Annotated in this window: 13 protein-coding genes; 8 read left to right on the forward strand and 5 right to left on the reverse strand. The window is 53.0% G+C overall.

Annotation, left to right across the window (positions count from 1 at the left end):
• Window positions 1–585: 585 nt before the first annotated feature.
• Both IC230_RS26760 and IC230_RS26765 read right to left on the reverse strand, forming a co-directional pair.
• A complete protein-coding gene (locus IC230_RS26760) occupies window positions 586–1,677 on the reverse strand; it encodes a response regulator (protein WP_191042146.1) in 1,092 nt (363 codons plus the stop codon).
• Window positions 1,655–3,340 carry a sensor histidine kinase gene (locus IC230_RS26765; RefSeq protein ID WP_223860876.1) on the reverse strand — a complete coding sequence of 562 codons (1,686 nt, stop codon included), beginning with the start codon at window positions 3,338–3,340 and terminating at the stop codon, window positions 1,655–1,657. Before IC230_RS26765 ends, IC230_RS26760 begins: the two co-directional genes overlap by 23 nt.
• A gap of 123 nt (window positions 3,341–3,463) precedes the next feature.
• Between IC230_RS26765 and IC230_RS26770 the strand changes: the two genes are divergently transcribed.
• From IC230_RS26770 to IC230_RS26790, 5 genes are all read left to right on the forward strand, one after another.
• Window positions 3,464–3,787 (forward strand): thioredoxin family protein, encoded by a 324-nt coding sequence (locus IC230_RS26770; protein WP_191042147.1) that lies wholly within the window; start codon window positions 3,464–3,466, stop codon window positions 3,785–3,787.
• 369 nt (window positions 3,788–4,156) lie between these two features.
• Entirely contained in the window at window positions 4,157–5,182 is a 1,026-nt protein-coding gene (adhP, locus tag IC230_RS26775) for an alcohol dehydrogenase AdhP (protein WP_191042148.1), read from the forward strand.
• A gap of 18 nt (window positions 5,183–5,200) precedes the next feature.
• The gene (locus IC230_RS26780) at window positions 5,201–6,034 is read left to right on the forward strand and encodes a universal stress protein (protein ID WP_191042149.1); all 834 of its coding nucleotides are present in this window, start codon (window positions 5,201–5,203) and stop codon (window positions 6,032–6,034) included.
• A 20-nt stretch (window positions 6,035–6,054) separates the two neighbouring features.
• Window positions 6,055–8,679 carry a cation-translocating P-type ATPase gene (locus IC230_RS26785; RefSeq protein WP_191042150.1) on the forward strand — a complete coding sequence of 875 codons (2,625 nt, stop codon included), beginning with the start codon at window positions 6,055–6,057 and terminating at the stop codon, window positions 8,677–8,679.
• A 23-nt stretch (window positions 8,680–8,702) separates the two neighbouring features.
• Complete coding sequence (locus tag IC230_RS26790) at window positions 8,703–9,209, forward strand: DedA family protein (RefSeq protein ID WP_191042151.1); 507 nt, start codon at window positions 8,703–8,705, stop codon at window positions 9,207–9,209.
• 192 nt (window positions 9,210–9,401) lie between these two features.
• Here the strand turns inward: IC230_RS26790 and IC230_RS26795 are convergent, their stop codons facing one another.
• Window positions 9,402–9,956 (reverse strand): DUF1003 domain-containing protein, encoded by a 555-nt coding sequence (locus tag IC230_RS26795; RefSeq protein WP_191042152.1) that lies wholly within the window; start codon window positions 9,954–9,956, stop codon window positions 9,402–9,404.
• Window positions 9,957–10,020: 64 nt separating this feature from the next.
• Complete coding sequence (locus tag IC230_RS26800) at window positions 10,021–10,464, reverse strand: hypothetical protein (protein WP_191042153.1); 444 nt, start codon at window positions 10,462–10,464, stop codon at window positions 10,021–10,023.
• Window positions 10,465–10,629: 165 nt separating this feature from the next.
• Here IC230_RS26800 and IC230_RS26805 point away from each other — a divergent pair, with 165 nt between their 5' ends.
• Window positions 10,630–10,974, forward strand: a complete 345-nt coding sequence (locus IC230_RS26805) for a hypothetical protein (RefSeq protein WP_191042154.1) — start codon at window positions 10,630–10,632, stop codon at window positions 10,972–10,974.
• A gap of 3 nt (window positions 10,975–10,977) precedes the next feature.
• Here the strand turns inward: IC230_RS26805 and IC230_RS26810 are convergent, their stop codons facing one another.
• Window positions 10,978–11,889, reverse strand: coding sequence for a DUF6544 family protein (locus IC230_RS26810; protein WP_191042155.1), 912 nt, complete (start codon window positions 11,887–11,889; stop codon window positions 10,978–10,980).
• 539 nt (window positions 11,890–12,428) lie between these two features.
• Here IC230_RS26810 and IC230_RS26815 point away from each other — a divergent pair.
• Together IC230_RS26815 and IC230_RS26820 are read left to right on the forward strand one after the other, a co-directional pair.
• Window positions 12,429–13,238, forward strand: coding sequence for a universal stress protein (locus IC230_RS26815; RefSeq protein ID WP_191042156.1), 810 nt, complete (start codon window positions 12,429–12,431; stop codon window positions 13,236–13,238).
• Between the two features lie 33 nt (window positions 13,239–13,271).
• Window positions 13,272–14,144: a universal stress protein gene (locus IC230_RS26820; protein ID WP_191042157.1), complete on the forward strand. Its 873-nt coding sequence runs from the start codon at window positions 13,272–13,274 to the stop codon at window positions 14,142–14,144.
• The last annotated feature ends 13 nt before the right edge of the window (window positions 14,145–14,157 follow it).

The following is a 14,157-nucleotide window of genomic DNA, read 5'->3' on the forward strand; positions in this document are numbered from 1 at the left end:
AAGATGATTTTGTTAATGCAAAAGTCACCAGTAAGGCAAGAACTGTTGTAGCCGGTTTTGACTTTGTTGTAGCCGAATATGACGCTTGCCTGAGCTGTCAAAGCTCCAACTAGGGGGTGGCTAGGCTGTTAACGGGTAACGGGAGCCGACCAATGAACAAAACATCTTGCCTGATCGAGCCGGGCGACCTGTCGCCAGAACGACGGCAAACCTCCATTTTTTAGGGCTTGTTGTGTCCACTCAACCTAGTATTGGCGAAATTTTACGAACTACCCCCTAATCTTATACTATGATGTCCTACTCACAGCACTCTTCAATATGCAGTCTCCAGAAACGCCCTATTTATTGATACGTAAACTCCTACTGGTCTCATGTTGGAGCGTTTTGTGAGACTGTTGGACATAACCAAATAAAGAGGTGGCTGGCCTCTGTCACTGGGCCGACGCTTCGGCAAATTTTTTGACCGTTTCGGTGACCGGCTGCGGCCCGGCCGGGGTCGTTTACCACGGACTGTACGACGGAGCGTGACCGTTTGTGTCCGAAAAATTAATTAAGTTGGCTGATCTGAAAATCTGTTGGGAAGATTCATCGAGTGGCCCGGCGTAAATTTTCAGGCTCCATCACCCGAATACCTCCTGATTCGGTCATCTCCAGCAGTCCATCCCGTCGGAATTCACTCAGCGTGCGGATCAACGACTCGGTAGCGGTGCCAATCATGGCGGCCAGATCATCCCGAGCGAGTTGAATCAGGGCGTGGGGCTGTAGGCTGTATAGGCGTAGAAGCGTATCGGCCACCCGTCGGCGGAGGGTATCGTAGGCCATGCCCAGCAACTGCGTTTCGCGGTCACCCACCTGACCAGCCAGTAACCGAATAAATTGGCTGCTCACCACTGGATTCGCCAGGAGTAACTGCATGAAATCATCCTGGGGAATGTAAATCAATTCCGCATCGTCAAGCACTACAGCTGAGTCAGCCTGGTCGCTCTGTTGCAACAGCGCAAAGTAGCCAAAAAAATCACCGGGATTGTACAACCCAGTAATGAGTTCTTTGCCATCCGAAGTGGTCCGAATAGTCTTGACTTTACCCGCTTTCAGAAAATAGAGACGAGTTGGTAAATCGCCTTCCGAATAGATGTACTGCTTCTTACGAAGGACATGCGTCTTCCGATCAGCCGACAGGATCAACTTGTTACCCAGCCGCAAGGCATCGTCCAGAAACTGACCCAGCCCATCCTGCCGCAGATCATAATCAGATTTTGGGCGGCTATCGACCTGGGCAATTGTTTCCATTTCGGGTAGGTCGATGTGCCGGAATCGGTTTAACCGCCCCTCAATGGCATTGAGCAAATCCGATACCTCAAAGGGCTTGGTTAAATAGTCATCGGCCCCCAGATCCATGCCTTTGCGAAAATCGCCAGGCTCGTTTTTGGCACTCAGAAAAATAAAGGGGATGCCCGAGAGCTGCGGTTTTTTGTTGAAGATATGTAGCACCGCGTAGCCATCCAGCACGGGCATCATAATGTCGCAGATAACCAGATCGGGCCGGTTTTCAAGGGCTGTTTCGATCCCGACCCGGCCATTTTCAGCCGTCAGCACCGCGTAGCCGGTTAGGGTCAGAATCTCAGCGGTATTGTTGCGGATGACATCGTTGTCTTCAATCAGCAGAATGGTCGTCATGGCTGGGAAGTGTTAGCGTAACCGTGGTACCCTGATCCAACACACTTTGCAGGGAGATCTGGCCCCCCATCAATGCTACGTACTGACCGACAATGTGTAGCCCAAGTCCCGTACCGGCCATGTTGGTGACATTGCTGGCCCGAAAAAAACGCTCGAACAAATGGGGCTGATCGTCAGGCGGAATACCCACACCCTGATCCTGTACGATCAACGTTAACAGCCGGTCAGTAGTCGTTCCCTGGATACTCACCACCGACCCTGGTCCGGAATATTTAATGGCATTGGTCAGCAAGTTGAGGATGATTTTTCGGAACAGGGAGGGATCGAGCCAAGCGTGGCCCGGCCAAACGTGGTCCGGCCTGGCTGTTTCTGAGCCGGACAGCGTCATTTCTACCCGCTGATCCCGTTTCAAAATCCCCTGCATATCGGCCACCGTTACGCCCAAAAGTTTCGCCACATCCACCGACACGGGATGGGCTTCGATTTTACCGGCCTCGATCTGCCCGACGGAGAGAAATTCTTCGAGAATATCGTTGAGGTGACGGGTTGAGGCCCGAATATGGTCCAGGTGGGTTTGACAGTTATCCGGCTGATTAAGCGCTAAATATTTTTCGATCAGCGTCGCCGAAGTCTGCACGACGGTCAGTGGGGTGCGAAATTCGTGGGACGCTATCGAGACGAAACGAGATTTCAACTCGCCCAATTGTTGCTCGGCAGTTAATGCCTTAGTGAGTTCATCTTTAGCCTGTACCAACTGACCGAGGGTATTTAGCAGGGCGTTGGTGCGGTCAGCCACTTTCTGCTCCAGGTCACCATTCAGGCGCTGAATAGCATCGCGCTGGGCAAGAAGTTGGCTTTGGGCCGCTTTCTTGACGCTGGTGTCGATGATGTACGCGACGGCATAGTGTTCCTCTTCGAGTTGAAAATAACTTAGGCTGATCTCGACGGGAAATACCGAACCGTCTTTCCGGCGGGCCTGTAAATCGCGGTTACGGGCCATCTCCGGCACCGGCGGTTGCTGGTTAAAAAACTGTCGGAGCGTCTGGTGGAAGTGGCTTACCTCCGTGGGAACCAGCTGCTCAATAGTGAGGCTGATCAATTCACCGGTTTGGTAGCCAAATAATTCATTCGCTAAATGATTGGCCGACGTGATGCGGCCTTGCTGGTCACACACGACGATACCGATGGATGCGTAAGAAAAAACGGCTTCGTACCGCCGGACGCTGTGATCCAGGTCGCGCTCAGTTTGGTGCAGCTGTCGTTGGTCAATCAGCCGGACAAGGGCGTACCCATCAGCACCGCCCAAGAGAGTGGATATGATGAGCCTGCCCCAAAACGCCGGTCCATTGACCCGCCCGATCTGCACAGTCTCTTCGTATCGCCCGGCTCGATTAAGTTGCCCGATCAGGGCTGCGCGATGGTCAATGGTCAGGGGTGGAATTCGCAGGGAGCGCAACCGGCCGGGATCATCCAGCAGGGCCACTTCCGAGGCAAAACCAAGCAGGCGCACCCCCGCTGAATTGACCCGCACAAACTGCTCTTTTTCCAGGTCATAGATGCCCATAAACTCATCGCTTTGTTCAAACAACAGGTCGGAGAGGGGATTGGAGAGCAGTTCGCTGAGCATATAGCCTATAAACAACGTAAGATCAGAATCGGCCATGATCGCACGCTAAATTGCTGACAATCTGAGAAAAAGGGCACGGGGCCTTAATCAGGTGAGTACCTGACGAGCATCAGGGTATCCTGGGAAGAACCACTCTACATTTGTTCAAAACGTAACGTTATGAAACCCGACGATCCCCATCCGGTGCTACTGTCGGCCCAGTCAGCCGTACTGCTGATCTTTTTTATGCCATCAGATTCGATCAATCTCCCCCAGCGTGCCTTGCTCACGGCCTTAGCCGATTCGCTTCAGGCCCAGTTGGGGTCCCTGGTACGTGTGTTACGCATCGATGAAGCTGACCACCCTGACGTGGTGCAGAGTTTTGCCATCACCCTGATGCCTGCCTTTGTGCTGGTTCAGCGGGGAATCGAACTATGGCGACAGCAGGGACTGGCCGACGAGAGGACGCTGGTTGACCTGATCCGTCGGCTCCTTTCGGTATAACTAATAAGAAATCAACTTCCGGGCTAACAAACAGCTAAGTCGGCTAACTACCCTGGCGTTGTGCCCGTTGTCGATTGTCCTGATACCCGTCTGCTCGTTTGTCACGGTAACATGTTCGTTGACATGCCTGACTAGTTCGTTCAGGACGGGTACAAATCAACCCAACGGCTGACCTGCGTCATACCAGCGCCGAAAGGATACCCTCACCTTTGCAGGATCACCAGGCAGACCAGGTGAAGGTGTTTCCCAAACAGCCTAGCCGACTGCGTCTCTAGCGGATGGAGTCGGCCGCAAAGTGGCTTGCTGAGAAAGCCGCTTTGTCGGTGCAGGCTATCGATTTAGCCCATCAACTCAATAAATTCACACGTTATGAAAACGACCATGAAAGCCGCCGTTGCCCGCGTATATGGGCAGCCGTTATCAATTGAACAAGTACCCGTGCCGAAGGTGGTACCAGGCCGGATTCTGGTGAACGTAGTGGCCTGTGGGGTTTGTCATACCGACCTCCACGCCATCAACGGCGACTGGCCCGTGAAAGCCATGCTTCCCCTGATTCCAGGGCACGAAGGCGTCGGTACGGTGGTATCGGTTGGGGCCGGTGTCCAGCATGTTAAAGAAGGGGACCGGGTAGGCGTTCCCTGGCTGTTCACGGCCTGCGGCCACTGCCAGTACTGTCTTTCGGGCTGGGAAACGCTGTGCGAAGCCCAGCAAAACACCGGCTATTCAGTGCCCGGTAGCTTTGCCGAATATGTGCTGGCCGATCCCAATTACATTGGCGTGCTCCCTGACAACCTGTCGTTTCACGAAGCCGCGCCGATTATATGCGCCGGGGTGACGGTCTACAAGGGACTAAAGGAAACCGAAGTCCGGCCCGGTGAATGGGTCGTTATTTCGGGCATTGGAGGACTGGGGCATCTGGCCGTACAATACGCGAAAGCCATGGGGATGCATGTAGCTGCCGTGGATATCAGCCCGGACAAACTCACGCTGGCTCAATCGGTCGGGGCCGATCTGGTGGTCAACGCGGCCATTGATGATCCAATTGCCGCCATTCAGAAAGCCATTGGCGGGGCGCAGGGTGTATTGGTCACGGCGCCATCACAACCGGCGTTTGCGCAGGGGGTTGGGATGTTACGCCGGGGCGGAACGTTGTCGTTGGTTGGGCTACCACCGGGTGAGTTCGGGTTGAACATTTTCGACGTGGTGCTGAGCCGAAAAACCGTTCGGGGGTCCATCGTCGGCACCCGGCTCGATTTGTCCGAGAGCCTGTCGTTTGCCGCTGAAGGCCGCGTGAAGGTTCATTACCACCGTGAACCGCTGGAAAATATCAATCAGGTCCTGACCGCTATGCAAGCCGGACACATCAACGGCCGCGTTGTTCTCGACATCAACTAACCCCGATCTCGCTGTTATATGAAAAAAATACTGGTCACTACGGATTTCTCCGCCAACTCGAAGGCGGCTATGCGTTTCGCGATACAATTCGCTTCACAAGGCGATGTTGCTGTTACGTTCCTTCACGTCCAACATATCCAGCGCCTGACAAGCTGGACCGAGGCCACCTACGCAGCTTACGAGAAAGAAGAAATCGCTAAAGCTCGTAAAACGCTGGAGCGATTTGTCGGATCGGTGTATAAATCACTAAAAATTACGCCAACGAATCAGCTGTGTGTCATCGAAAATTCGCCCTTTGTCGATAGCACCATCATGCGCTACGCGAGCGGGCATCACGTTGACTTTATTTGCATCAGTGCACGGGGAGCCGGGATGATGGAAAAACTGCTCGGCACCAGCACCGCCAACCTCGTCGGTCAGTCGCCGGTACCGGTGATTGCGGTGCCGGGTGCGTACCGGGCCACTAAACTAACAGCATTACTGTATACCAGTGATTTAGGGAATCTCGAACCGGAGTTAACCCGCGTGGTTGAGTTGGCCAAACCCCTCGGAGCGAGCGTTGAGTTACTGCATTTGAGTACCCAATCCGAGTTCGTTACAGATCCCGAAATTATCCGCATGGCCGTGCAAAAATATACCGACTATCCCGTGACGGTGCATCTGAAACCCCGCGATGTGGAGACGACACTGATTGCGGATATTGAACGGGTTATCAAGGCCCAAAAACCGTCCCTGCTGATCATGTTCACCACCCAGCGGGAGGGCTTTTTTGACCGCCTGCTTCTGTCAAGTAACGCCGTTGACTACTCGTTTCTAACCACCGTGCCGCTGCTGGTATTCAGCAAAGCCTGAGCCAAGCTCAAATGACCCAAATGGATTATCACATCACCCCGATTGCCGACGTCGCCAGCTCGCTCAACACAACGCCTGCGGGGCTAACGAGTGCCACCGCCCAGGAGCGGCTGGCCAAATCAGGTAAAAACCAGATTGCCGACGCGAAACAGAAAACCGTCTGGCTGATGCTGTTCCATCAGTTTACGGATGTCATGATCCTGGTGCTGATCGTGGCGGCCATCATATCGGGGCTGGTAGGCGAGCTAAACTCGACCTACGTCATTCTGGCCATTGTCGTGTTGAATGCTCTGATCGGGTTTGTGCAGGAATACCAGGCATCAAAAGCGGTCGAAGCCCTTAAAAAGATGGCCGCAAATCAGGCGCGAGTGCTGCGAAACGGGCAGACCATTGACATTGACGCGGCTGATCTGATACCGGGCGACGTGACGTTGCTTGAAGCGGGTAATATCATCCCGGCCGATGTCCGGTTTATCGAAACGCACGCCCTGAAAGTGGATGAATCGTCGCTGACGGGCGAGTCAGACAATGTGGAGAAGAACGCTGACGTACTGCCCGCTGGGGACTACCCACTGGGTGACCGGCTCAATATCGGCTACAAAGGCACGTTTGTGACCAACGGACGGGCAACGGCTTACGTGGTCGCTACGGGAATGAGCACCGAACTGGGCAGGATCGCTAAGCTCGTTCAGACCGACGAAGCGGACACGCCCCTGCAAAAGCGGCTGGGTACGTTCGGCAAGCAATTAGCGGTAGCGGCCCTGGTTATCTGCCTGATTTTCTTCGTCGTGGGCTGGCTGCGGGGCGAACCCTGGCTGAATCTCCTGCTGGTGTCGATCTCACTGGCCGTTGCCGCCATCCCCGAAGCGTTGCCCGCCGTGGTGACCGTTGCGCTGGCCCTCGGCGCGAAACGATTAGTAAAAAGTCAGGCTCTGGTCCGAAAACTCTCGGCGGTCGAAACACTTGGTTCGGTCACCTACATCTGCACCGACAAGACGGGAACGCTGACCATCAATAAAATGACGGTGGATGAAACGGAGGCCTCGCCGGAATTTTCGTTGCCGGTGCTGGCTAACGGCGACGCGCTACTGACCGCGATGGCCCTCAATAACGACGTAACCAAAATCGAACACGATGCCTGGCTGGGTGATTCGACGGAGGTGGGACTAGTGCAGTATGCCGCCGAGCGGGATTACGACCGAATAAAGCTCGAAAGCCGGTTTCCACGCATTGCCGAGTTACCCTTCGATTCGGATCGTAAGTGCATGACGACCTTACACCAGACTGACAAAGGCATACTGGTTATCACCAAAGGGGCCGTTGGTGCCTTGTTCAACCAACTGGATGCAGGTCAGCAACCCAGCGTTCCGGCGCTTCGGTCGCGCGTGGATGCGCTGGCTGAACGAGGCTTCCGCACGATGGGTTACGCGGGCAAACTGCTGCCCGAACTGCCCAAAATAATTGACCCCGCCACCATCGAAACCGGTCTGGGTTTCATCGGATTTGTGGGCCTGATGGACCCGCCCCGCCACGAAGCCCGGCAAGCCGTAGCTGAATGCCGGGAAGCCGGGATTATCACGGTCATGATCACGGGCGACCATAAGCTGACCGCCAAAGCCATCGCCGAAAGCCTTGGTATCGTTACTTCGGACGAAGACAAAGTACTGACGGGTCCCGAATTAAGCAAGCTGGATGACAATGCGTTTGATGCCATCGTAGAAAAAGTACGCGTGTATGCCCGCGTTGATCCGGCCCAGAAACTACGCATTATCAGCGCGTTGCAGGCCCGCCACCAATTTGTGGCCATGACCGGTGACGGCGTTAATGACGCGCCTGCCCTCAAAAACGCGAACATCGGCGTGGCGATGGGCATTACGGGCACCGAGGTCGCCAAAGAAGCCGCGCATATGATTTTGCTGGACGACAATTTCGCCACCATCGTAAAAGCGGTGAAACATGGGCGACGCATCTTCGATAATATTCTCAAGTTTATCCGCTATATCCTCTCGGGCAATGCGGGGGAAATCTGGGCTATTTTTCTGGCTCCATTTTTTGGGTTACCTATCCCCCTGCTGGCGATTCATATTCTGTGGATCAACCTGATCACCGATGGGCTACCGGGCCTGGCCTTAGCCTATGAACCCGCCGAAGCCGATACCATGAAGCGTCCGCCGATTGATCCCAAACAGACGATCTTTGCCGATGGACTGGGCTGGTTCATTCTCTGGGTTGGGTTACTCATTGGGGCCGTCACCATCGGTATTCAGGCCTGGGCCATTCAACGCGGGCTGGCGCACTGGCAAACGATGACCTTTACTGTGTTGTGTTTCGCTCAGTTGGGTAACGCCATTGCTATCCGCTCGCACCGGGAGTCGGTGTTCAGCATGAAACTGCTGGCGAATAAACCTATGCTGGGAGCCATTCTGCTGACGGTTGCCCTGCAAGGGATGGTTGTTTACGTTCCTTTTTTCAATGACCTCTTCAACACACAACCGCTGAGTTGGGGTGAGCTGGGCATCACGGTAGCCGTATCGAGCCTGGTATTCTGGGCCGTAGAAATTCAGAAACTGGTACTACGCCATCGAGACACAGGACGGGAGCCAGGCCACGAAAAATCGGCAGTTGCCATACCGGTTGCCAACTAGCCCTTTCGGTATCGTATTACGTTATGGAAAATTTCCTGAGTTTCGTTCTTTTGTTGAATATCGCCTGGTTAGAATGGGGAGGAACGACTCTTATTGCCGCGATGGTATTTGTGGAAACAGGTCTTTTGCTGGGTTTGATCGTTCCCGGCGGAGAAACCCTATTGTTTACGGCGGGCCTACTTTGCGGAATCAATACGTTCCCGCTCCCGGTCGAGCTATTGATCGGGCTGCTCATCGTGGCCGCCATTGCGGGTGACATGACCGGGTTCTGGATCGGAGGTAAGATAGGTAGTCGGCTGCGGCAACAACCCGATACGTTTCTCTTTAAGCGACGCTACTGGGAGCAATCCGAAAATTTTTACCGGAAGCACCCCCGATGGGCGCTGCTGGCCGGACGTTTTCTACCCATCATCCGAACGTTTAATCCCCTTCTAGCGGCCAGCAGCGGTATGTCCTGGCCACGCTTTCTGTTGTTAACCGCTACTGGCTGCGTAGCCTATATTACGGTTTTGGTCATGGCGGGTTACTGACTTGGACAACTGTTTCCGGGCTTAGGTCAGTATATCGAATACATTTTCATTGGCGTAGTCACCCTGGTAATCGGTGCGCTAGCGGTGAAAGCGTGGCAGCAGTCGCGAAAGTCGGTCATATAGCAGCTAGTAGGATCAATGGTTTGTCATCTACTTGCGCGAATTTAGGCCTGCTTCTTTTGTGTTCACAGCTTACGATTTGACCATACTGTTTTTGAGTCTGGTATTTATCTCCTGTAGCAAAATGAACTGCTTTTCCTGAGTCTCGAACAGCGTTTTGATTTGCTCCTCCAGCAGAACATCAACTTTCTGGTTCAACCGGCGGATTTGCATTTCCGCTTTCAGATTTATCATGTAATCATTTTCGCTGCGCATCCGGTCTTTTTCCTCCTGTCGGTTCTGGCTCATCATGATGATTGGCGCTTGCAGAGCCGCAATGCAGGATAAAATCAGGTTCATCAAAATGAACGGATAAGGATCAAACTTGTAAATTCCAATCGCCACCGAGTTGAAAATGATCCAGGCTGTCAAAATGATGCCGAACAGGATAATGAACCGCCAGCTTCCGCCAAAGCGGGCGACTTTGTCGGAGAGATCTTGCCCTACGGTTAATATTTCTGCCGGGGGATTCACAAGGTTCTGAATAATGAGTTCCTCGTCAGCAAGCGTGTCTTTTACAATGGTATGTAACTTTTCCAGGTGCTCATTCTCATCAGACAAAAGCTGATCTATCTCGGTGTTATTCATTTTTATATTTTCGGGGAATCAGCCAGCAGGAATCTGCTACTAACAGCAAGTCGAAGCGGCTCAATTATTTCTTGTACAGGCTTCTAACGGTTGGTAGCAAAGCGACAAACAGGATGGCTATGGCCAGAAACATATAGACCGTGTGTAGCCAATTCACAGCCTGTAGAAAAACCATTTCGACCTGTATCCAGATGATGAGCGCAAACCCCACATAAATACTGCCCGTCCATGCCCAGTGCATGTCAGGGTAAAAATTGAATCGCTCAGCCAATTCACTCTTCGATTTTCTCAACAGCGCAACTACCAACCCACAGGGAACAAGTCCGAGTACAATGAACAGAATAATTCCAGGTATCAAAAAGTTGGTAAACGGTGAGTGCGCTAACATGGATAGAGGCATACCAAATAAAGCACCGCTGGGAGAAATGATGAATACCCCACCGCCCCCAATAGCCCCCAAGCCAAGAAATGCCAGCAAAATCAGCAGGATCGTTCGGGTTATTTTCATAAAGTGGCCGTGAGCTTATTCATTTTTTGATGTCGTTTGCCTCTTTTGTAGAGAAGCAAAGCTAGCCCCCTGGTAACTGACCTACCCTGACTTGTGTCACGCAGCCGTATGATTCACGTCAGGGCCATTCGGGACTGATCTTTGTAGATTGCATCAAAAAATAGCATGACTACCGCATTCAAATTGGTCTCGACGAAACTGCTTCATACGGCCATATGGGCCTTCTTTGTCACGGCCATCGGGTATATACTTTATTGTGGCGTAGCCAATGACATAAGCCAGTATACCTGGATTGCCGCCGGGTTAGTCATCCTGGAGGGGTTGGTGTTGCTTGTCTTTGGCGGTCGTTGCCCCCTCACGCTCATCGCCCGGAACTACTCCAACTCAGACCGGGACAACTTTGACATCTTTCTGCCTAACTGGCTGGCACGTTACAATAAGCTGATATTTACGTCGCTGTACATAGCTGGACTGATTCTGGTGGGATACAGACTGATCCACCGGAGTTAGTAATCAGTAGGCACGGGGTTGATCATACTCCATTTCACGCACCGTGAAACGGGCATACGGTTTTTCTTCGCCGTCGATCACCCAGGCGGCTCCAGCTCGGGTTGGTACGCGCAGACGGTGTATCTCGCGATAGTCTGAAAAATGGCACACCCAGGTTTGGATATGGGTCTCGTCGCTATATCGCTGCGCCTGACACCGCACAATTTCACCAATCTCGTTAAAATCCATGCGGCACGATACAGTAAGGCCATTGTCCGTGATCGTAAGCATAGCTGAATTCTCGTCTATCGGCGACCAAACGGCTGGTCCGCTGGGTAGTAAGCTGGTCGGAAACCAGGCTGTTTCGGCCAGCCAGCGTAATAATTCGCCCTGATCATAGCTGGGTCCACTTCCGCGCTGAATGGTAAACACACTCAATAGCCGAATGGTCAGGCTTCCCCGCGCGGTCTTGTACTGATCGCAGGCACTGAACCAGGTTGTCGTGCCGATCCACATATAATTTGGGCTATCGGCCAGGAAATACTCGTCGCCGGTAATCGAAATCCAGTCTTTTTTGAGATCGGTTTTAAACTGTCCATCGTGCCGAAGCCGGGCGGTTCGCAAATACGGTTGGCCGGGTTTTAGTACGTGCCTGAAGTAGCGTTGAACGGGCGGGGGCAGGCTGGTTAGTTGAGCAGGGTCGTAGGCGTTAACCGGCTTGGTACTGGCTAGCGCAAACAAATTGTCCACGTCACGGCGTAACTGCCGGGCCACTAACCACCGACCTGCCAACAACGCAGCAACCGGAACGACGACCCCTGACAGAATGAGCAGCGTAGTCTTGATCTTCATAGGATTTTCGTTGGTTACGTTCGATACCGGCAACGGACTGGTTGACCTGGCCACAAAGGTCAGCCCGGATACTGGTGTATCCACTGAGCCGCGTTAGGTCGACGATTGAGCCGAATCATACGAGCGACTGATCTGCATCAGGTTATACTGAAGAGGAGAAGGGTAGCTTTGTGTAGTAGTAAACAACCCAAGGATCAACGCCTATGAAAACAAATGAAGTCTTTCAAAAAGGCGTGAAGAATGCGATCAAACGGCAACCCTACTGAAGGCAGCCTTACTGGGTGTTCCTGCTAAAGTAAACGCCCTAATCAATACTATCAGCGAGCCTTTTAGTTGACGATTAACGTCAGCAAATTGACAGCCCTCCTTCTGGTGAAGGCGAATGCTTATTGGGGAATTGGAATAAGTGAGCCTACCGCTACGGCTTGCCTCAATTTCCGACTTGACGACTAAGCCAGCCGCTACCACCCATACGCATCTCGCGATACCGGTATCGTACTAGCCTCCTTATCGAGTGTTGTTGAGGTTACAAATTTGGCACGGCAACAGGCAGTCGATCGGATCGACCCGTCTTTATAATGGCGCAGAATCTGGTACGCTCTCACACTTAACAATTTCTTCGCATGAAAACGATTATAGTCGCTACTGATTTATCGGCGAGTGCCCACTGGGCAACTGATTATGCCCTGGAACTAGCTTGTCAGTTACGGCTCCGTTTAATCGTGATTTATGCCTACGAGGTGGCGTCAGGCGACTCACCCGACCGAATGAGCCCGACGGATAATGGTGAGTATGAGCAGGCATGGGGCCAGTTAAGTCAGCTGCGAAACCAGATGCTGGGAACAACCAATCACTTGGTGGACATAGTAATCATAGCCCGGCCGGGCGCGCCAGCCGCCATTCTGATTGACGAAGCGGCCAACCAGCGAGCTGATTTGCTGGTGATGGGACTGGTGGGCGATGAGCCCATAAAGGCTCGTCAAGTAGGTAGTTTAGCGACCGACATGATTCCCAATACCCAGGTGCCCATGCTCCTGGTACCCCCCGGTGCGGTTTTTCAAAAGCCCCAGAATATGGTATTGGCCATTGATTTGTCTAGCCCTATCGATGCCGTATCCATCGACATGGCCCTGGGTTTCGCTCAACGTCTCCACGTATCCCTGGACGTTGTTTGCCTTGACGATAAGCCCGGCGAGTTGCAGCAGAATGCCGCCCGCCATATTCGGAACTTACTTCGAAATCAGCCGCACACATTCAGTTTTTTGCCTGGCTACGATGTGGCCCTGGCCCTGGAGGACTATTTAGCTCATCACAAAGCCGACATTATTATTCTGCTGCCCAAGCCCCACAGTCGGCTTCGCACGTGGCTGCTCGAATCCAATACACAAGAAGTAGCCCGTTTAGCCACGATACCCGTGCTGGCCGCAGTTTAAACCCTCATCACCTGTTTTACTGCTCAAACGTTTATGAAAAAGATTCTCCTGCTGACCGACCTATCGGAAGCCTCCCGCCATGCACTGGCGTACGCCCGCTCGTTCTTTCGGGATACTGTGGCCGACTTTCACCTGCTCTGTGTCCACCCGATAGCGTCCAGAAGTCATCATAATCCCCTTTTTGCTTTTAAAACGCCCCCATCCGTTCAGAGTGAGGAGCTTACCAAGGTGGTAGACCAGTTGCGCCGGGAGGCTACCAACGACTGGCATACGTTCTGTTCATTGGCCTGTCCTGGTCAATTGATCGACGTGGTCGAACAGTTGCTCGCTGCCGAGCCGTATGATTTTGTGGTTATTGGCCCTCAACCGGAGGAGACCACTACGCTGTTTGGCAATAGTGCCATTGCCCTGGTACATGAGCTTAAAGCGAATATTCTGGTGGTGCCCCACCAGACGGCTGTCGAGCACCCGGTTCACCAGGTTGTGCTGGCGGCTGATTTCTCCCTGCTGAAGAACGCCAAACTGCTCAGCCCCCTTAAAGAATTAGTGACCCTAAAAGGGGCAACGCTTACCTTACTGACAATCGACACGCCCAACAAGACCGCCATTGATTCGGAGCGGGAGACCCACATCCGGCAGTTTTTAATGCCTTTTGAGCCAGCCACTGATCGAATAAGGGCTGACTTCGCCAGGCAGGGGATCAATGCTTACTTAGCTTCACATCAGGTCGATCTTTTAGTGACGATCCCTAAATACAACGACCGAACCCAGACGCTAACGAGTAGCCGGGTTACCCGCTTACAAGCCTTTTCGCCAGCCGTACCGTTGCTAACGCTCTACGATGATAACAGCAATGATCAACCCAGACCGGTTAACGAGTTGTCAACAGCGACAATTGACCTATAAAAGATCTATCACC

The sequence above is a fragment of the Spirosoma validum genome (genome assembly GCF_014699035.1).
Taxonomy (GTDB): domain Bacteria; phylum Bacteroidota; class Bacteroidia; order Cytophagales; family Spirosomataceae; genus Spirosoma; species Spirosoma validum.